Raw genomic sequence first — 20,606 nt, forward strand, 5'->3', positions numbered from 1 at the left:
CTCTGGCAGATGATGCCCATCTTGCTCCCGCTACCAGACAAAACGGGTATCGCGCAGCGGGTCGCTGAGCAGCCGCGGCAACCACGGTGCGGGGGCACGCTGCGGATACTCCCGCATCATCTGTGCGTGCATGGCCTGCAGGTCCCGCAACACCCAGGACTGGTAGTAGATGTCGTTGAACCCATCCGACCAACCACTCTTCACCCGCTCATGCTCGTCTGCCTCCAACGACGGCATCTGGTCCAACGACACCTCCAGGATCGTCGCCAGCGCCGCGTTGATCTGCGCATTCTCCACACCGGCCTGGCGCACGTAGTCCAGCCGATCCAGCACCCGCCGGCAATCGTAGGGGAAGCACCCGCCTGTGGCCGTGATGTAGTCAGCGATGTCCGCCAGCATGTCGGCTTTCAGCCGCCACACCACTTCGCTGTCCATCACCTGCCGTACCCGCATCGTGCGCAGCGTGCTTGCCCGCACCTCCTCCGGCGTAGTGAACGGAGCACCCGGCGTGCTGCCCGCGTGGCGCACCAGCACGATGCGATGGATCGCCTCCCTGGTGACACCTTCGATGCGCAGCGCCGCTGTCTCCGGGTGCACGCGCGGCGTCGGCACGCTCAGCATCCGCCACATGTACCACAGCACCAGCAACAGACCGGCGATGCAAAGCCCGCTCATCAGCGTCCACAGATCCAGGTTCCGTGTGTAGTAGCGATAGCGCGCCCGCCAGATGTAGAACGTGCGATAGCTGATGATTCCCTTTACCCATCTGTACATCGCCATCTCCTGAGCGAGGACCCCGGCGCGGCGGGGTGGATTACGCGCGTCACGCCGGGGCTCCATGGCTTACCAGCCGATGCCCACACCGACGCCCATGGTGCGCTCACCGCTGTTGGTGAACGCACCATTGAGGCTGAAGGTGGCCGAGCCCTTCTCGTTGAGCACGCGCTGGTAGCCCACCGCCATCGCCGACTCACCCTCGCTGTAACCCACGCCAGCACCGAGGCGGTTGTAGGTGGCCAGGCCGGCGGTGTTCATCGCCATCGCCGTCTGCGCGCTGCTCATCGCGGCCATGCGGTTGAAACGCTTGTCCATCTTGTCCAGGCGGCGCTCGACGTTGCTGATCGCGCCATCGGTGTACTCGTTGGCGCGGGCCAGCATCTTCTCCAGCTCAGCGGTGTCGACCTGCGGCTTCGGCGAGTCGTCCTGCTTGGCCTTCGGCTGTGGTGCGGGCTTGTCGCCCTCGCCCACCGAAGCGACCTGCTGGGAATCCTTGCCTTCCGGCACCACAGGAGTGTCCTCGGCCTGCGGCTTCGGCACCGAGGACGACGCCAGCGCACGCGGTGCCGGGGCATCGTCGATGCGCTGCTCCAGCCCATCCATGCGGCCGTTGAGCTGCTGCTGCATCGAATGCAGCTGGCCGCCGTTGACCGCGTCGCGGCTGCCGGCCGCGATCAGGCCGTTGGCCACGTTGGAAATGACCATGCCGTTGGCGCCGGCGAGGGTGAGCTGGCTGACACCGTCGGCGCGGACCGAGGGAGTGTCCTGGAACACGGAGCGGAGCTGGGTTTCGACCTTGTCCACGCGCGAGGTGTTGGTGACGACCGCACCATCCAGCGCCTCCAGTGCACCGTTCAACGTGGACTGCGCCTGGCCCTGGATGTTGAAGCTCGGGCCGACGATGTTGCCGTTGGCATCCACCTCGCCGCCGAGGGTGGAAAGTGCACCGCGCAGCTGGCCGACGGTGGCGGCGTTGTGGTTGGCGGTGCCGTTGGCGATGTTTACGAGACGGCGCTTCATACCGACACCCCCAAATGACACAACTCCTTCTTCGTCTGCTAGAGAGCTATTTCCAAGTGCCAGCGAGCCGTGGGCCCCGTCTCCAACTCTTGCGCCAGCTCCAATCGCGATACCTTCATTCGCGCCGCCCGAGCCTCCACCGACCTGTGCACCGACTCCCATTGCGAATCCATTCTCGGAATCCACAGAGACACTCGCCGCTCTACCGATTGCGGTGGAGTTCTTTCCCATCGCCTCCGCAAACGTACCCACCGCGGTTCCTCCTTCTAGTCCAGTCTTTGCTGAATTTCCGACCGCAACGCCTGCCACACCAGCTGCTGCGCGCTCACTGAAGGGGGCTGAGCCGATACTCACAAACCGTGCGACGTCCTCAAGCTCCGAGACTCGGCTGTTGGTTTCATATAGCTGACTTCCGCGCACAACGTCCGAGCTATCAGCCGACAGCCCTGCCTCGGCCACGCCAGTCAAACGCGCACCACCGTAGTCGATGACGCTCGCATCCAATCCACGCATCGCCCGCTCGCCCATCTCCCGCTCCTTGCGCATCGCCTCCAGATCATTCCGATTCTGCGAGATCTTCTGCTCTGCGGCGTACAGCTGGTTGCCGGTTACAGCATCACGGCTTCCTGGGGCCACCCGGCCGTCGGCAAGATTGGTCAGCACCATGCCATTCACGCCATTCAGCGCGATCTGGCTCATGCCGTCGGCACGGGCCGAAGGTGAATCCTGAAAGATCGAGCTGAGCTGACCTTCCAGCTTGTCCGCGCGACGGCCGGTAGTGATGACGGCGCCATCGAGTGCCATCAGTGCATCCTCGACGGTGTTCTGCGTTCCGCCCTGCACCGCGTAGGTCGGGGCAATGATGTTGCCGTTGCCGTCCACGCCTGCGCCGCCGCCGAGGGGTGCGAGGGAGTCCTTGAGCTGGGCGACGGTGGTGGCGTTGTGGTCGGCGGTTCCGCGGGCAACGTTGGTGAGCCGACGCTTAACCTCGTCACTACCAAATGACGCGGTATGAGCCTCATCGGCTACAGAGGAAGCCCCCAGAGCCAATGCACTAGTGGCACCCTTCTGAACAATGCTATTCGCCCCGATCGAGACACCGCCAGATTCCTGCACTGAAGCGAGAACGCCAAGAGCAAACCCATTGTCAGCAAGCTCATCCACGCGGGCAGCCCTCCCCAAAGCAACAGAATTCTTCCCGCGAGCAGCAGAGAAACTACCTACGGCGACTGCCCCCTCACTTGAAACTGATGCCTCGGCGGAATCACCAATAGCGACGCCGATCAAGCCTGCTCGCGCCGCACCTTGAGGCCCTCCCTTCCCGCTCGAAAAATAGCGAGAACTCTCGGCAAGCCCCTCAATTCTTCTCACAGCTTCATCTGCAATGCTCCTCGCCCCCTGCGCAGACTGCTCAACGGCATGCAGCTGCCCACCATTGACTGCATCGGTGCTACCGCCGTCCATCAAGCCATCCGCTACACCACTGATTCTCCGATTGGCATTGGTACTGTTACGCACATCCAACGTCGTACCGCTGTTCTTCTCACCCAAGCGCACATTGCCAGACGCAGACACCTGTGCCACCAGTCCACCCAGCGCCGCAGTCTCGACCAACGCCTTGGCCGCATCCCCCTTTGCCGCGGCAGCTTCCGTGCCCGCAGACTTGGCAATGCCCTCCACCGTCGCCACCTTGTCATTGATCGCGTTGAGCTGCCTGCCGTTGACGGCCTCATAGCTGCTGGCGTTGACCACGCCATCAGCCACACCAGTCAGCTTCCGATTCGCATTCGCGCTGTTGCGTACATCGAGCACGGTGCCGCTGTTCTTCTCGCCAACACGAAGGTTGCCGTTGACAGCGACTTGACCGACAAGACCCTTCAGCACTCCGGTGTCAGCCAGTGCCGTGTCCGCGCTGTCCTTCGCTGCGCTGGCTGCCGCCTGTGCCGTAGTCACGTTCGCGTTGGTTTCATGGAGCTGCTTGCCGGTCACGGCCTCGTTGCTGGTCGCGCTGATGGCCCCATCGGCGACGCCCAGAATCCTGCGGTTCGCATTGGCGCTGTTGCGCACATCCAGCTGCGTGCCACTGTTCTTCTGACCCAGACGAACACTGCCATTGGCAGCGGTCTGGTTGACCAGGCCACCCAGCACCGCCGTTTCGGCCAGTGCCTTTCCCGATTCCACCTTTGCGGCATTGGCGGTGGCCGTCGCTCCGTCAGCTGCTGTCTGGGCCTTGGTCACGGCCTGGTTGGTGGCATGAAGCTGGTTGCCGGTGATGGCATCGGTGCTGCCGGCGCCCACCACACCATCGGCGATGTACTGGATCTTCCGCTTCCTGCTGGCGCTGCCAACCGACACCGAATTGGCCGAGGCGGTCACTGCACCTGCACCCAAGGCAACGGCATTCTCATGCGTGGCCTGAGCGCGGTCACCCAGCGCCACGGAGCTGGTGTTGGTAGCCTTGGCCAGATTGCCCAGCGCGCTGGCAAACTGCGCCGTCGCCTCACTGCCACGCCCCAGTGCGGTGGCCTGGCTGGCACTGGCCTTGCTCAGATAACCAATCGCCGTAGCGTGCTCTGCCTCGGCCTTGGCGTCACCGCCTACGGCAATGGAGAAGTTGCCGCTTGCGTTTGCACGGAAGCCGGTTGCAACCGCGCCGTTGGCGCTACGGGTTCCGGCGCCGACCGAGACGCCTGCGTTCTGGTTGGCCACCTTGTTGCCGTCCGCATCCACACCAGCGCGCGCGTCGTCGCCCAGTGCCACGCTGCGGCCGTTGTACGCTTTTGCGTTGTTGCCGAGTGCGGTGCTGATGCCGAAGCTGCCATTCTCTGCGGTAGCTCCCTTGCCCAAGGCCAGAGTCGCGGCGTCGATCCGATTCGCGGCCGCCTGCGCGATGGCCCGTACCGCTGCCACGTCTACTTTCGCAGCATCTGCGGTCTTCTCAACAGTCCCCAACTTGGTGTTGGTGGCATGAAGCTGCTTGCCGGAAACCGCGTCGGTACTGTTTGTGCCCAGGGTGCCATCCGCTACGCCGGTAACTTTGCGATTGGCTCCCGTGCCATTGCGTACATCAAGCACGGTTCCAGTATTACCAGAGCCCAGCCTGATGTTTCCGGCCGCGGACGTCTGATAGATCATGGATTCGGTCTTCTGGCGCTCTTCATACAACTGCTTGCCCGTGACTGCGTCTGTGCTACCCGAATTCAAACGCGCATCCTGAACATTGACGATGCGGCGCTTCTCGCTGGAGCTGCCCACAGAGACGACATTGTCTTCGTTGGTGATTGCGTTGGCTCCCAGCGCCACCGAGTTCTGGTTCTGCGCGAGCGCGCCGCTCCCCAGTGCCACCGCATTCGTGCGGGTTGCGCCGGAATCATTGCCCAGCGACGTTGACCCGAATCCTGATGCTCTGGATTTCGCTCCCAGACCCACACTGTGTCCACCCACAGCCTTCGATTGATAGCCTATGGCAACGTTGTCGACGCCATAGGTCTCCACCGAGTTGCCAAAGGCGGAACTGTTGTTGCCGTTGATGCGAATTCCGTGCCCGAACCCGGTTGTATTCTGCCCTATCGCTATAGCGCCACCACCTGTAAGCAAGGGTGCCGTCGAACTCAGCAGCGAAAATGCGCGGACGCCCGGAGCCGTCGCCGCCTTGTAGAGGCACCCCTCACGCCACGCCTCTTCCGCTCCGCAGTCAGGGCTCGCTACTGCAGCGGCGTGAGCGGCCACCGTGAGCGACTGGAAGGCTACAAGCAAAGCCACGCGCTGTGCGCCCTTGCGATGCTGCGACGATGCTCCGCACACCGTCTTGGCGAATTCACTGCCCACCACCCAGCACTGCTTGGCCACACTCCAGATACGTCGATAGATTCGATTCATGCTTGTTCTCCTTAACAACAAAGGGAAATGAAGCCCCGCGCTTGCGCGGGGCGATAAAGGGTCAGGCGCTCGGCGCCAAGGTCGTTACGTGATCGCGATAGCCGTCGTTCGACAGGCGGTACTGCAACTGCAGGGTGTTGCCCGGCTGGAGCTGGAACGGCAAGGTCAGCGCAGCGTCGGGGTAGAGGCTTCTTGACAGCTCAAGCGGCGTGCACACGCCACCGGCGCTGCACTCGGCAGCACCGGTGATGCCCACACGCAGCGTGCCGGTGTTGCGCAGGGTGTTGCCCTGCAGTTGCAGGTCCACGCTGCCCTTGGCGGGCACCACGTTCACCAGCGCGCCCCAGACCAGACTGACGCCGACGTTGGCCTGCGCCGCTTGTTCATCGCCTTCCAGGATCGTGCCGTCGGGACCTTTCACCCCCTCGAAGTAGATGCGGTAGGCCGCCTCCTTCTCGACGGTCCGCAGCGGGATCACCCGGATCAGGCGATTGCCACCACCGCTGAGTGCGAACTTGCCAGGCGTGATGGCAATCGCCGCATCGGCGGCTTCTACTTCGATCTCTTCCTCACCCACCTGCGCCGGGTTGTTGATGCGCAGCAGGCGCGCCTGCACGTACTGCGGCTGGGTGGACTGCGAGTACACGCGGATCTTCGTGCCGTGCTTGGCATCCACCGCGGCACGCATCGGATGAATGGAAAGATTGGCCTGTGCCGGCGGGGCCAGCAGTGCACTCAGCGGCAACAGGCAGAACAGCAGCTTCTTCATGATGAGCCTCCGGGGAGATCAGGGTTTGGCAGTCGGCACGCGCAGCTCTACCGTCAGCTCGCCGTCGTAGAGACCGGGGCGCTTGCTGGCGATGGGCGTGGGCGGTGTTTCCAGCGTCAGCGGCGTGGGCACGCAGTACACGGGTTGGCCGATGCCCGGCAGCAGCACCATGCGCAGCTGCGCGCTGTCGATGCCGCGCAGCTGCTGTTCCTCGCCGTGCTTCATCGCCAGCAGATTGCCGCCGTAGTTGAGGCCGACCTGGTAGTCGAGGCGCTGGGTATCGTCGCTGCCGCCATCCTGATGCCAGACCGCGAAGTCCCGCCCTGGCGGCGGGCGCGGCCCGCTGTCGCGCACGGTGACGCCGAGGAATTCGCTCTGCGAACCCACGCCGTCGTAGAGACACATATCCACGTCCTTGCGCCCGGCGACGACCTTGCGGATGGGGTCGTAGCGCAGGTCCATGTTGACTAGGGGTGCAACGCCGTCGAAGCCGGGGAAGTAGATTGAAATCGCGTCGTAGTCAGTGACGGTGAAGTCGAAGTTGACGACATACTTCGCCAAATGCCTGCCTGGTGGCATTCTCAGATTGAGTACGAGACTGCCCCTCCAGCGACCGGCCACCAAGCGCGCAACGCTATCTCCGGCAATCGCAATGGTCAGACCTGTGCCGACTGCGTAGTCACTGCCGCAAGGTCTGGAATGCGAAGACCAGATTGCGTATCTGGTATCCCGAAAGTAGTCGAGTGAACAGATTTGGGTGGAATCAGCCCTATAGATGGAAGCAGCGAAGTTGATCGTACTCGGACTTCCCGTACGCTCTTCTATCGCCCGTACCGGTATCACACTGGTTACATCGCCACTTTCTGCCTCTGTATCTTCCGTACGGCACATTCCAGATGCGGGATCAATGATTGACTCGCACGTCAGATAGAGCTTTCCGTATTGCTTACTCAGATCTATGTCATACGCGATCAAAGTCTTGGGCACCCAAATCTCGATATCCCCCGGCATCGCCGAGCGATCCCACGCCATCTTGATATCGCGCGTAATCACACCACTGGGCGGATCCGTATCGGGTGGGCGCTGCGCCCACGCCCTCGGCGCCAGCACCACCAGCGCACACATCAGCATCAACACCAACAACACTCGCCGGTTCATGGCGTTCCTCCTGCAGCAGCGGTCTGGGGCGTGGCGGCAATCAACGCGCGTTCCTGCAGCAGGCGGGTCACCCGGGCCTGCTGGCGGATCTGCGGCGGCAGCTGGGCCACAGCCAGCGGCTCGCAGTGCACGGCGCCCACCAGCAGCACCACCTGGCGGCGCTCGCGCACCTGCAGCGGGCAGTGCAGCAGGCGGTCGTCCTGCAGCAGGTACAGCGTTGTCTCGCGACGCGGGAAGTCGGCAACGAAGCCGCCGTTGGCGCTGGTGCCGGGCACCGGCGCGTTGAGGATGCGGGCGCCGCCCAGCGGCGCTCCGGCAAGATCCTTGGCGTTGCCGATGAAGGTGTAGGTCACCTCGATCGGCACCGGCATGCGCATCAGCCGCCCGGGGCTGAGGAACATCGGCCGCGCGCCACCCACGCCGGTCACGCGGATGGCGGCAATGCTGTCCAGCGTGCTGGCGTCCTGTACTTCGGCGCGGTGCGACTGGTACGACGACAACGGCAGCAACCTGCGCTCGCCAATCTGCAGGCGTTGCCTGCGCAGGCCACCCACCTGCAGTTCGGCCGCCACACCACGCAGGTCAACGTCGTCGGTGTCGGACACCTGCACGGCCAGGCCGGCGTCGGCGCCGTTACTGCCGCTCCAGTAGAAGCCGCGCTTGCCCAGTGCGAAGCCGGAGCTGTGCATGCCGCTGTAGGCGGTCTCGCTGCGGCCGCGCTGCTGGTAGTGCGCCAGCGTGGCGCCACTCTGGCCGAGGCTGTTCTGCAGCTGGCCACTGAGCGTGGCGCTGTAGCGGTCGCTGTTGTTGGCGCGCAGTTCGGCCGAAAGCTCGCGGTACTGCGCATCGACTTCCTGGCGCAGGCTGTGGCCAACGCTGTAGTTGATGTCCGGGCGCTGGTGCTGCGGCTGGCGCACGTCCACGCTGTAGCGGCGCTGGCCGCTGCCGGCGGTGCCGCGCAGCAGGCGGGTCAGGCTCAGGTTGAAGTAGATGCCGCGATCACGTTGGTCACTGCCGCGCAGGCTGTCGCTGGCGCGCTGCTGCCACACACCCACGCGGGTGGAGACGCTGAAATCCTGCCAGCGATGGCTGCGGCTGAAGCTGGCCTGCCAGGTGCGGCTGAGCTGCGGCTCGCGACGTGGCTGCCACGGCGGCGGCGGTGGCAGCAGCGGGTCCAGCCCGGCCAGCGGGTCGCCCTCTGCACCGGGGAGCTCGCGCCCGGCGCGCCAGGTCTGCCGCCGCGTGTAGCCCACATAGGCACTGCCACCGGCCAGCGGCAGCGCCATCGAGGCGCTGAGCGAGTTGGTGCAGCCCAGCTGGTCGCGGGCGTCGGCCTCGAACTGGCAGGCCTTGCCGCGCATGCGCTGCTGGTAGATGTTCCAGGATGCGGTGCGGCGGTACGACAGCTGGTGCTGCTGGCCGGTGCTGCCATCGTTGCCGCGCATGCCGCCGATGCTGGCGCGCAGTTCCTGGGTGGCGTACAGGCGGCGCAGGTCCACGCGCAGTTCGCCATAGCGGAATCCGCCGAGGTCGGCGGCGCCGGCCACCATCGCCACGTCGCGGCCCAGCGGCACGCGCATCCCGGCCACGGCCACGCGTTCGCCATCGAAGCGGTCACTGCGGCGCTCGTTGCGCTGGCCGCCCTGCACGAACCACTGCCACTGGCTGTTGGTCCAGTCGCCGCCCTTGTCGAACGGCGCGTCTTCGCTGCGCACCAGCACGCCGTCTTCGTAGATGCGCAGGGTGACGTTGTAGTTGCCGAACGGGAAGTTACGGGTGTCGATCTGGTTGATGCCGGCCTGCAGGTAGGAGGTCTGCAGCAGCCGCGTGCCGTCGTAGGCATCCACGCGTGCATCGCGCGCCAGCAGCACGGTCAGCGGCGTGGCCTGCACGGCGGCATCGGCGTCGACATAGGCCTGGGTGGTGCCCACGCGCAGGCCCTGCAGGCGGTCCAGCGGCAGCATGCTGAAACTGAAGGTGCCGCCCTGCGGGCTGGACAGGTTGCGGCGGTCCATGCGCCCGGCCTGCAGGTAATGCGCCTGCCCCAGGTCATGGCGGTAATAAACGTTGTCGAACTCGAACGCGCTGTCACTGCCGCGGCCGCGGTAGCGCTGCTGGTTGAAGTTCCATTCGGCGGAGACATGCCCGCGATCGAACAGGCCCAGCACGCCGGTGCCACGCGCGGAAAGCGTCTGGTAGTCGCGGCTGCCGCTGACATTGATCACCTGCTGGTGCAGGAAGGCGTTCTCGGCGTTGGCGCTGACGGTGTGGAAGCGTTCGGCAGCGGGCTTACCGGGAATCCATTGGCGAGCAACGAACAGGCGCACCGCGCCCTCGCCTTCGTCGTACAGCGCGCGCACGGCAGCGGGGTCTTCTGGAGGATCGAGATAGCCACAGCCGGCGGTGGCTCCACCGAAGCGGCAGGCCAGATGGCTGTTGCGCGGCATCGGCTGGGACAACGCGGGCAGCAGCGCGGCCTGCGCCTCGGCGGGCAGGTCGAGTGCCTGCAGCACCTGCGCGGGGTCTTCCAGCTGCACGTGTTCCAGGGTCACGCGCACCGGCGACAGCCCGGCCGAGCGGCCGAACAGTTGGATGTCGAGTTGTTCGGTCTGGCCTTCGACCAGATCCTCGAAGCCGGGCGGGACGCCGCGCGCCGCCACCAGCGGCGTTGCCAGCGCCAGGGCGAGCGCGACCGCCAGCCGGGTGATGGCGGGGGCGTGTGGGGTCATGGGGGTACCGCTGGAAAAGCAGCCGGCCCGGCGTGCGGGCCGGCGCGGGGATTACGGCGTGGTGGCCTTCTGGTTCAGCACGATGTTGACGATGCCGGTGTAGGCACCCTTGGTGGCAATCGGGGCCGGCGTGGTCTGCGCGATGGTCAGCGGCATCGAGATCGACGCGCCCGGGGTGGAACCGGCACCGGTGAACAGATCGGCGGCCTTGAACTCAATCGGAGTCACTGCCAGCGCGCGGTTGTTGAGGCTGACCGTCATCGGCACAGTAACCTTGCCATCACCGTTGGCGAGCACGAAGGCGCTACCAATCTTGGCCTCGATATCGGCGGCTTCATCATTGGAGTGGATGCGCACATGCTGGGTGCTCGGCACCAGGCCGCGTAGCGGATCATGGGTCAGGGTGACGGCGTCCGGCAGTGCGCTGCCGTCATCACGCAGCAGGGCCAGGGTTGGGTCGACGTCGGCGTAGACGGAGATCTTGGTTTCCACGGCGTGCGCGGACAGCGAAGCCGTGGCCAGCGCTGCAGCGAGCGCGGCCTTCTTGAGAATGGCGTGCATGGGGCGTCTCTCTCGGACAAGGGGGGAATGAGAAAGCCCCCCTCCCCTAAGGAGAAAGGGAGGGAGGCGCCGCCCGCAGAGGTGGTTGCGGGCGACGGAGAGAATGTTAGAAACCCATTGTCCTGCAGGCCATTCAAGCATTCCTAAAACGTTGAACGTTAAGAAGAATCTTTGAATTAGTTCAACGTTCCAGGCTTATGCAATTTCCCTCATTCGGTAAATGCAAAAAATCTCATTGCTTCGCCTTTGTAGAGTCGAGCCATGCTCGACTGCTGTTCGCGCTGTTCGCGCTATGCGTGCGAGTCGAGCATGGCTCGACTCTACAGTGGGCCATCCACGCATGGCGTGGATCCACCGGCCATGGCTATGCAATTTTCCTCATCCATTGAATACAACAAACCTCATTGCCTCGCCTTTGTAGAGTCGAGCCATGCTCGACTGCTGTTCGCGCTGTGCGTGCGAGTCGAGCATGGCTCGACTCTACATGTCGCAATGAGCGCGAGCCTCAGCCTGCGGGCACCACGGCCACGCGATCAACATCGATGTCGGTCGGCTTGAACCGATGCGTATCGACCTTGCCATGCAGTTCCACCACGGTGTCCGCACCAATGGCCTGCTGCGGCAGGTCTTCGTCATCGATCTCCACTTCGATCTGGCCACTGGCATCGCGGAACTGGTAACGCTCGTGGCCAAGCTTGGCGACGAGGTTGCCACGCAGCACCACCGGCTGGTCGTCGCGCTGGGCGCGCGCATCGGCCACGGTGCTGGCAGCGGTTCCTGCGCCTGGGCCGGTGTACTGGGCAAATGCGTGCGGGCTCAGCAGAGCCAGCGGCGTGGCGATGAGGGCAATGGCAAGCAGTCGGTTCATGGTGGTCTCCGTGGCTGAGTAAGTGCCCTCAGGTTCTATCGCCCCGGATGTGATGCCTATGCAATAGATCCGAAAAGATGCGAAAGCGACACTCAGTGTCAGAATTCGTTCAGATCCTGAAGCAAGGTTTTGTAGAGTCGAGCACGGCTCGACCCTACAAATACCCATCCACGCATGCGTGGACCTCGCATTGGCGCGCGATCAGAAGAAGATCGCGTACAGGATCAGCAGCGGAATCGGCACGCCCAACAACCAGAGCAGAATCATTTTCATGGCAGGTCTCCTTGCATGGAACGGGGGTTACAGGTCGCGACGGCGGCCGCCCCAGGTGGCGCTGAGGCTGGCGAAGAACGCGCCGATCAGCAGCGTGATGAACAGCCACAGCGCGGCATACGCTGCTGCCTTGCGGGCGTCGTCGGCCGCCTGCTTGGCAGTGTTCTTGGCCTTCTCCAGCGCAGCACGCATGCGCGTCTGCACATCGGTCACGCGCGCCTGCGCTTCGGCCTGACTCATGCCGGTCTCGCGCGCGATCAGCTGGGACAGGTACTGGGTGTCGGCCGGATCCAGGCCATCTCCCTGCAGACTGTTGACGATGATGCGATTCACCTCGGCACGCACTTCACGGCGGTCAGCCACCGGGCCATTACCCGGCATCGGACGCGGCGGTGCGGCCATGCGCGCGTCGCGCGGGCCGACGCTTGCGACCGGCGGCGACGGGGCCGCATTCGGATCCATCGGCGCACCCGGCGGAGGCGGCGTTGCAGGATCAGACGGCCCTGCGCTGGTGGCGCTGCGGAACAGCGAGTCCACCCAGTAGTTGAGGTCGCCTTCCGGTGCAGCCGCCGCAACGCTACCGGCGCCCGCTGCGGCGACGCCGGCGGTGGATACTGCAGCACCAGCCGTGGCACCGGCCACTTTCGCGCCCGTGCCGAGTACGCCGCCGATGGCCGAGGTGAGCAGACCGGCGGTGAGCAGCGTGGCCACCGCCCACGACACGAAGCCATGTGCGGTATCGCGGAAGTAGGTTTCGTCGCCGTGGATCTGCGTCCACTTGGTACGCAGGCGTCCTGCCAGATAGCCACCCAGACCCGAAGCCGCCAGCGCAGTGAAGGTGAGCCAGATGATGCTGGACCAACCGAAGGTTTCCTTGCTGACGCCTTCGAACGACCACGGCGACACCGAGGACAGCCCCAGGCCCACGCCGAGAATCAGCAGGATGAGGGACAACGCGGCGGCGGCGGCGGCACCGGCGAAGATTGCACCCCAGGACACGGCGCTTTCGCTTGGCGGGGCGACGATGGGGGCGGCGACGACAGTGCCGACGTCAGGGCCGAGCGGGCCGCGCTCGGGTGGGTCGAATCGGGTACTCATGGGACGGACGCTCCGGATCAGATGCTGCGGATGCAGCTGGCGTCCTGAGGCTGCGCGAGCGCTTGTGAAGCTGGCGAGACCCTTGAATCACGCGGTCTTGGCGCGGTGAAGAGCGTGCCAACCAAGGTTGGCACCTACCGAAGGCGGATGCGGTGGTAGATCCACGCCATGCGTGGATGATTTTTCGCGGGCGCCGAAATCGTGCGGACCAACGGTCCGCACCTACCAGGTCCGCTCAAAAAAAACGCCCCGCAGATGCGGGGCGTTCTCGGCACAATCTACGCGGGCGATCAGCCCTGGTAGTCGCGCACGTCGCTGCCGGTGTAGACCTGGCGCGGACGGCCGATCTTCATTTCCGGGTCAACCTGCTGTTCCAGCCAATGCGAGACCCAGCCGGAGGTACGGCCCAGGGCGAACATGACGGTGAACATCTCGGTCGGGATCTGCAGCGCCTTGTAGATGATGCCGCTGTAGAAATCGACGTTCGGGTACAGCTTGCGGGCGACGAAGTACTCGTCCTGCAGCGCAGCCTGTTCCAGCTTCACGGCCACGTCCAGCAGCGGATCCTGCACGCCCAGCTGCTTGAGCACCTTGCTGGTCATCTCGCCGATGACCTTGGCGCGCGGATCGAAGTTCTTGTACACGCGGTGGCCGAAGCCCATCAGGCGGAAGCCGGAGGTCTTGTCCTTGGCCTTGACCACGGCGGACTCGACGTTGTCAGCGCTGCCGATCTCTTCCAGCATCTTCAGCACGGCTTCGTTGGCACCGCCGTGGGCCGGACCCCACAGCGCGGTGACGCCAGCGGCAACCGACGCGTACGGGTTGGCACCGGTCGAGCCGACCAGACGCACGGTCGAGGTCGAGGCGTTCTGCTCGTGGTCGGCGTGCAGGATGAACAGCAGGTCCAGCGCCTTGACCACGTCCGGGTTCAGATCGTACTGGCCATCAGCCGACTCGAAGGTCTGCTTCAGGAAGCGGCTGACATAGTCCAGCGAGGTGTCCGGCTTGTTGGCCGGCAGGCCCTTGCCGTGGCGGTAGATCAGCGCCGACAGGGTCGGCACCTTGGCGATCAGGCGCACAGCGGCCTGGCGGCGCTGTTCGGCGTCGGACAGGTCCAGCGAGGCGTGGTAGATGCCCGACAGCTGCGCGATGGCGGCGGTCAGGATGGCCATCGGATGTGCATCCTTGGCGAAGCTGCCGATCAGGGTGTTGATCGACTCATCGACGTTGGCTTCAGCCGCCAGCTCGTCGGTGAAGGCCTTCAGCTGCTCGGCGCTCGGGCGCTCGCCGTTGATCAGCAGGTAGGCCACTTCGACGTAGCTCGACTTTTCCGACAGCTGTTCGATCGGGTAGCCGCGGTACAGCAGCACGCCCTTGTCGCCGTCGATGTAGGTGATGGCGGACTTGCAGCTGGCCGTCGCGGTGAAGCCGGAATCGTAGGTGAAATACCCCGTTTCCTTGGTCAGCTTCGCGATGTCGACGCAGTCGTTGCCAAGGGTGGGTTTGATGACGGGCAGAACGACCGACTTATCGCCGGCGTTGAGCGTGACCTGATCAAGATCGGACACTGTGTGCGCTCCTTCATGGGAAGGCGCCTGCCCAAGCGCATTGGTCAGGCACGTGAATGACGTCCTCGGCCTGTGCCGGGGATCACGCCATTATCGCACAGCAGCATTTGCCCGGCGCTAGACAGAAGTCGTATACGACAGGCGGCCAGACGCCGGCCGTTGAGCGGCCCGGATCGGCAAAAGCGTTGTCACACGAACGCAGTGTTCCGTCCATCCAAACGCCCGTTGGGTTGGCGTTGGGGAAAAACAAACGGCCGCGCAGAGCGCGGCCGTCGGTTCGAAGCTGGATCGACAGATCAGCGCGCGTAGCGCTTCTGGAACTTGTCGATACGGCCCGAGGTGTCGATGACCTTGTGCTTGCCCGTGTAGAACGGGTGCGAAGCAGAGGAAATTTCAACCTTGACCAGCGGGTATTCGTTGCCGTCTTCCCACTGGATGGTTTCCTTCGTGCCCATGGTCGAGCGGGTCAGGAACTTGAAATCGGAGGTGACGTCATGGAAGACGACGTCGCGGTAGTTCGGATGGATATCGGCCTTCATGGGCTCACACCGTAAATGGGCTGGTGGTCAAGAGCGGCATTATAAGCACCGGTTGCCGCTCGGGGCAACCGGTGCGGGCCAACAGACTTCAGTCCGCGCCCAGGGCCTGGCGCACCAGGGCCTCGAAACGCTGCTGGTCGTAGGCCATCAGCAGATCGCAGTTGTCCGGCTGGCCGGTCTGGCGGTTCCAGTCGACGATGGTGGCGCCGCGGCTGAACGTACCGTTCAGCTCCACGTTCAGCGGCCGCGATTCGACCTGCAGCTGCCCTTCCGGGTTCAGCGCCCAGGCCATGGCGACCGCATCGGCGGTATACCAGCGGCCACCCTTGCTGTCTTCGGACAGGCCACGGGTCTTGCGCGAGATCAGCTCGTAGAAACGGGCGCGATCGGAATCGGCCTGCAGCCACTTTTCAGCATCCTGCAGCGGCAGGCCATGGGCAACGGTGGCCTCCCAGTCCGACACCAGCAGGTGCTTGAACGAAGTGAACACCACGTGCGCCGCTTCCGGATCGAACGCGATGTTGAATTCGGCCGCCGGGGTGATGTTGCCGTGGCAGGTGACCGCACCGCCCATCACCACGATGCGCTTGATGCGCTCGGGAAGGGTCGGGTCCAGCTTCAGTGCCAGGGCCAGGTTGGTCAGCGGGCCAAGCATCACCAGCATCAGTTCACCGGCGTGCTCGTGCGACAGGCGCAGGATGGCCAGTGCGGCGTGCTCGGCTTCAGCCTGGCGGCTCGGCGGCGGCAGGTCCACGTCGCCGTAGCCGTCACGGCCATGCACGTGGGCGGCGTCAACGGAGGGATGCAGCAGCGGATCCGGGCTGCCGGCAAACACCGGTACGTCGGCGCGGCCGACGATGTCGCAGAGCTTGAGGGCGTTGCGGACGGTGTACTGCAGGCCGACATTGCCGGCGGCGATGGTCAGGGCGACCACGTCATGCCGTTCATCGGCAAAGGCCATCAGCAGGGCCAGGGCGTCGTCCACACCGGGGTCGGTGTCGATCAACAGGGGGATCTTGTGGGTCATCGTTGCCGTCTTCAGATCGGCAACGAAGTGTGGACCGGGATGATGACCGTTGCAATACCGGTCTGCCCCGGCGGCAAAGATGTAGTGGAGAGGGTTGGATCCGTTGCCCCACCAACGCCCCGCCCAACGCACTCACGAACATGAACAGATTCTAGTTCGGGTCGCTTGGAGCGCCCAACATCATTTGCTATAAAAAGTGTTGAACATTTTATAGAAAACAACCATGAAGCTGCCCGCGCCAGCTCCCGATCTGGCAACCCTCACCCGGAAGTACATGGAGACCCTCGGTACCATCCTGGACGCCCGGATCGGGCCCGAGGTGAACGGCGCCTATGAGCACTGGGACAAAGTCCGCCACAGAGCGCCACCGGCGGGCCTGAACGCGGAGCAATGGTGGCTGGGCATCACGTGGACGCGCGCAGCATTGCTGAAGCCGCTACCGCTGTTGCTGGACAAGACGCAGCAACCCTTCAGGCTGGCACTTACCGATTCAATGCAGCGGCACCTGCACTACATTGATCGGGAGGCCGCAGGCTCGGTGAAGGGTGTGGATGCTGCCAGCGGCCAAGGACGGTTCCTGATCCGCTCGCTGATCGAGGAAGCGATGACCTCATCGCAGCTGGAGGGCGCCTCGACCACGCGGGCGGTGGCAAAGGAAATGCTGAGCACAGGCCGTGCGCCGCGCGACCAGTCCGAGCGCATGATCTACAACAACTACGTGGCAATGAACGTGATCCGCGAGCGCGGCATACGCCCGATCACTCCCGGCGAGATTCTGGAGCTGCACAGCATCCTCACCGACGGCACGCTGGAGCTTCCAACCGACAGCGGGCGTTTCAGAACCGCCGAAGACAACGTTGCGATCTTCGATCGCGGCTCACCACCTACGCTGCTGCACATCCCTCCTCCGGCCGAGGAAGTGCCCGCACGGATCGAGCGGCTGTGCACGTTCATCAATGAGGAAAGCACACCGTTCATCCATCCTGTCGCCAAAGCCATCGCACTGCATTTCCAGATTGGCTATGACCATCCTTTCGTGGATGGCAATGGCCGTACGGCACGCGCACTGTTCTACTGGGCGATGATGAATGCCGGATATTGGGTGACCGAGTACTTCTCCATTTCCAGCGTGTTGAAGGAGTCCCCAGGCAAGTACATGCGGGCCTACCTCTACACCGAAAGCGACAACCGGGATCTTGGCTACTTCGTGGCGCAACAACTGGAGGCGATTGAGCAATCGATCCAGGGTTTGCATGCCTACATCGCCAGGAAGCATGCGGAGGATCAGGCAGCGCGACGCGTGCTGCGAACCGCCCGGCTTGGCGGTGTGCCTCTCAATCATCGTCAGCGCGCGTTGCTGGCCAACGCGCTGAAGGATCCTGACCGGACCTACACCGTCGCCAGCCACCAGGCGGCACACACCATTACCTATCCGACCGCGTTGAAGGATCTGAACGGATTGGTGGCGTCTGGGCTTGTCAGCAAAGAGCGCGTCGGGAAGGCGTCCGAGTATCTCGTGCTACCCGGTCTGTCGGAACGTTTGGCGCTGTAGATCTACGCCATGCGAGGATGACGGGAAGGTGATCGAAAGCGCTGCCTGTAGAGTCGAGCCATGCTCGACTCACGCGCGCAGCGCGCAGTAGATCCACGCCATGCGTGGATGTGTGAACCAGGGTCCACACCCACCAATGCGGCATTACGCCGAGGCGTAACGCACGGCGGTGCCGATCCAGCGCTGCACCACGCGATCGGCCAGCGCGGGTTGCTGGTCCAGCAGGCGTTCGGCCAGGTCATGCACGCCGGGCAGCAGGCCGGCATCACGCGCGAGATCGGCGATGCGGAAACCGGCCAGGCCGGTCTGGCGGGTACCGAGCAGTTCACCGGGGCCACGCAGCTCCAGATCCTTCTCGGCGATGACAAAGCCATCGTTGGTTTCGCGCATGGTCTGCAAACGCTCGCGTGCCATCTGCGAAAGCGGCGCCTGGTACAGCAGCACGCAGCGCGACACCGCCGAACCGCGGCCCACGCGGCCGCGCAACTGGTGCAGCTGGGCCAGGCCGAGGCGCTCGGCATTCTCGATCACCATCAGCGAAGCGTTCGGTACGTCCACGCCCACTTCGATGACCGTGGTCGCCACCAGCAGATCGATCTCACCCGCCTTGAACGCCACCATCGTCGCCAGCTTCTCGGCGGCCTTCAGGCGGCCATGCACCAGCCCCACGCGCACGCCCGGCAGCAGCGCCTGCAGCGATTCGTAAGTGGCCTGCGCCGGCGTGGCGTCGAGCTCTTCGCTTTCCTCGATGAGCGTGCACACCCAGTACACCTGCCGCCCTTCCTGGCAGGCCAGCGCGATGCGCTCGATCAGTTCGGGACGGCGGTCGTTGTTGAGTGCCACGGTCTGCACCGGGGTGCGGCCCGGCGGCAGTTCGTCGATGGCCGAGACATCCAGATCCGCGTATTCGGACATCGCCAGCGTGCGTGGAATCGGCGTGGCGGTCATCACGAGCTGGTGCGGCACGCTGTTGCCACCCGCGCCCTTGTCGCGCAGGGCCAGCCGCTGGTGCACGCCGAAGCGGTGCTGCTCGTCGACGATGGCGAGCGCCAGATCCTGGAACACCACCGCCTCCTGCATCAGCGCGTGGGTGCCGACCACCACCTGCGCTTCGCCGTTGGCGACCTGCTCCATCACCTTGGCGCGCGCCTTGCCGGTGACCTTGCCGGCCAGCCAGGCGATACGCACGCCGAGCGGTTCCAGCCAACCGCGCAGGTTGTTGAGATGTTGTTCGGCCAGCAGTTCGGTGGGCGCAGCCAATGCAACCTGCTTGCCCTGCTCCACCGCCAGCATCGCCGCCAGCGCGGCGACCACGGTCTTGCCGGAGCCCACATCGCCCTGCACCAGCCGCAACATCGGGCTGGGCCGCGCGAGGTCCTCGCGGATCTGCTTGAACACGCGCGCCTGCGCGCCGGTGAGCGCGAACGGCAGCTGCTTCAGCAGCGCCTTGGCCAGCTTGCCAGGACCGGCCAGCGGCGGCGCATGGTGCGCCTGCAAGGCAATGCGCTGGCGGCGCAGGCTGAGGTGGTGGGCCAGCAGCTCTTCCATTGCCAGACGACGCTGCGCCGGATGGGTGCCTGCGGCCAGCGCGGCCAGATCGGCATCCGGCGGCGGCCGGTGCACAGTGAGCAACGCGCTGCGCAGTGACGGCAGGCCGAGGCCATCCAGCCAGCCGCTGGGCAGCAGTTCCAGCGTGCTTTCCTCGGGCAGGCGGTCCAGCGCCTGGCCGATCAGCTTACGCATGGTCATCGGGCCAACGCCTTCCACGGTGGGATACACCGGGTCGAGGCGGTCGCCGAGTTCGGGATCGTCGTTGCGGCCCAGCACCTGGTAGCTGGGGTGGACGATTTCCAGGCCGAGCTGGCCCGGTTTGGGCGTGCCGAAGCAGCGCAGCCGGTTGCCGACCGCGAACTGGCCGACCTGCTGCTGGCGGAAGTGGAAGAAGCGCAGCACCAAAGTGCCCCGCCCTTCGTCTTCCACCGCCACTTTCAGCATCGGCCGGTAGCGCATGCCGCGCTCGACCGCGACCACCCGCCCTTCCACCTGCGCCGGTACGCCGTTGCGCAGGTCTTCGATGCGGGTCAGCCGGGTCCGGTCTTCATAGCGCAGCGGCAGATGAAGCCAGAGATCCTGCAGGGTGGCCAGGCCACGCGCCTGCAGTTTGGCGGCCACGGCCGGACCGACGCCCGCGAGCATCGCCAAGGATGCTTCGCCGGACGGTGACAGGACCGGGGTGACCGCCGCCTTGCGTGCCACGTGGCGGTCAGTCGATGACCATCACCGCGTCGACCTCGAAGTTGGCGCCCTTCGGCAGGCCGGAGACTTCGATGGTGGAACGGGCCGGGTACGGGGCCTGGAAGTAGTCCTGCATGACGGCGTTGACCTTGGCGAACTCGCCCAGGTCGGTCAGGTACAGGCCAAGGCGCACGACCTTGTCCAGCGAGCCGCCGGCGGCTTCGGCCACGGCCTTGAGGTTGTCGAAGGCGCGGCGGGCCTGCGCTTCGACGTCACCGGCGCCGACGATGTCACCGGTGGCCGGGTCGAGCGGGATCTGGCCGGAGAAGTACACGGTGTTGCCGGCGCGCACGGCCTGCGAATACGGGCCGATGGCGGCGGGAGCCTTTTCGGTGTTGATGATCTGGCGGGACATGGGTCGCTCCGGTGCTTGGGGGAAAACAGAGCGGTGATTGTACCGGGTGGGGGTGCATCCACGCATGGCGTGGATCTACCGCGCCGCTTCGGTAGTGCCGGCCGCTGGCCGGCAAACCCATGAACGTCGGAAGCATCG

Annotated in this window: 14 protein-coding genes; 1 reads left to right on the forward strand and 13 read right to left on the reverse strand. The window is 64.8% G+C overall.

What is annotated here, in order from left to right:
- Window positions 1-30: 30 nt before the first annotated feature.
- The 11 genes from ACZK13_RS16925 to ACZK13_RS16975 all read right to left on the reverse strand — a co-directional run bounded on the left by ACZK13_RS16925 (window position 31) and on the right by ACZK13_RS16975 (window position 16,266).
- Window positions 31-774: a hypothetical protein gene (locus ACZK13_RS16925; RefSeq protein WP_107432127.1), complete on the reverse strand. Its 744-nt coding sequence runs from the start codon at window positions 772-774 to the stop codon at window positions 31-33.
- Window positions 775-843: 69 nt separating this feature from the next.
- Window positions 844-5,676 carry an ESPR-type extended signal peptide-containing protein gene (locus ACZK13_RS16930; protein ID WP_253145413.1) on the reverse strand — a complete coding sequence of 1,611 codons (4,833 nt, stop codon included), beginning with the start codon at window positions 5,674-5,676 and terminating at the stop codon, window positions 844-846.
- 61 nt (window positions 5,677-5,737) lie between these two features.
- Complete coding sequence (locus ACZK13_RS16935; RefSeq protein WP_253145422.1) at window positions 5,738-6,445, reverse strand: pilus assembly protein; 708 nt, start codon at window positions 6,443-6,445, stop codon at window positions 5,738-5,740.
- A gap of 18 nt (window positions 6,446-6,463) precedes the next feature.
- On the reverse strand, window positions 6,464-7,603 hold the full coding sequence (locus ACZK13_RS16940) for a CfaE/CblD family pilus tip adhesin (RefSeq protein ID WP_253145424.1): 1,140 nt from the start codon (window positions 7,601-7,603) through the stop codon (window positions 6,464-6,466).
- Window positions 7,600-10,332, reverse strand: coding sequence for a TcfC E-set like domain-containing protein (locus ACZK13_RS16945; RefSeq protein ID WP_478481963.1), 2,733 nt, complete (start codon window positions 10,330-10,332; stop codon window positions 7,600-7,602). Before ACZK13_RS16945 ends, ACZK13_RS16940 begins: the two co-directional genes overlap by 4 nt.
- 51 nt (window positions 10,333-10,383) lie before the next feature.
- Window positions 10,384-10,893 carry a CS1 type fimbrial major subunit gene (locus ACZK13_RS16950; protein WP_253145428.1) on the reverse strand — a complete coding sequence of 170 codons (510 nt, stop codon included), beginning with the start codon at window positions 10,891-10,893 and terminating at the stop codon, window positions 10,384-10,386.
- Between the two features lie 505 nt (window positions 10,894-11,398).
- Window positions 11,399-11,761 (reverse strand): NirD/YgiW/YdeI family stress tolerance protein, encoded by a 363-nt coding sequence (locus ACZK13_RS16955; RefSeq protein WP_125894097.1) that lies wholly within the window; start codon window positions 11,759-11,761, stop codon window positions 11,399-11,401.
- Window positions 11,762-12,061: 300 nt separating this feature from the next.
- Window positions 12,062-13,132 carry a hypothetical protein gene (locus ACZK13_RS16960; protein ID WP_125894095.1) on the reverse strand — a complete coding sequence of 357 codons (1,071 nt, stop codon included), beginning with the start codon at window positions 13,130-13,132 and terminating at the stop codon, window positions 12,062-12,064.
- Between the two features lie 290 nt (window positions 13,133-13,422).
- A complete protein-coding gene (locus ACZK13_RS16965; RefSeq protein WP_032127838.1) occupies window positions 13,423-14,700 on the reverse strand; it encodes a citrate synthase in 1,278 nt (425 codons plus the stop codon).
- Between the two features lie 296 nt (window positions 14,701-14,996).
- A complete protein-coding gene (locus ACZK13_RS16970) occupies window positions 14,997-15,239 on the reverse strand; it encodes a type B 50S ribosomal protein L31 (RefSeq protein ID WP_005418951.1) in 243 nt (80 codons plus the stop codon).
- An 88-nt stretch (window positions 15,240-15,327) separates the two neighbouring features.
- On the reverse strand, window positions 15,328-16,266 hold the full coding sequence (locus ACZK13_RS16975; protein WP_032127836.1) for a nucleoside hydrolase: 939 nt from the start codon (window positions 16,264-16,266) through the stop codon (window positions 15,328-15,330).
- A gap of 223 nt (window positions 16,267-16,489) precedes the next feature.
- On the opposite strand from ACZK13_RS16975, the gene ACZK13_RS16980 reads away from it, so the two are divergent.
- The gene (locus tag ACZK13_RS16980) at window positions 16,490-17,818 is read left to right on the forward strand and encodes a Fic family protein (protein WP_478481965.1); all 1,329 of its coding nucleotides are present in this window, start codon (window positions 16,490-16,492) and stop codon (window positions 17,816-17,818) included.
- A 144-nt stretch (window positions 17,819-17,962) separates the two neighbouring features.
- Here the strand turns inward: ACZK13_RS16980 and recG are convergent, their stop codons facing one another.
- A complete protein-coding gene (recG, locus tag ACZK13_RS16985; protein ID WP_478482528.1) occupies window positions 17,963-20,014 on the reverse strand; it encodes an ATP-dependent DNA helicase RecG in 2,052 nt (683 codons plus the stop codon).
- A gap of 67 nt (window positions 20,015-20,081) precedes the next feature.
- Window positions 20,082-20,468: a RidA family protein gene (locus tag ACZK13_RS16990; protein WP_005410875.1), complete on the reverse strand. Its 387-nt coding sequence runs from the start codon at window positions 20,466-20,468 to the stop codon at window positions 20,082-20,084.
- Window positions 20,469-20,606 lie beyond the last annotated feature (138 nt).

It is taken from the genome of Stenotrophomonas sp. 99219_Sma (assembly GCF_056480785.1).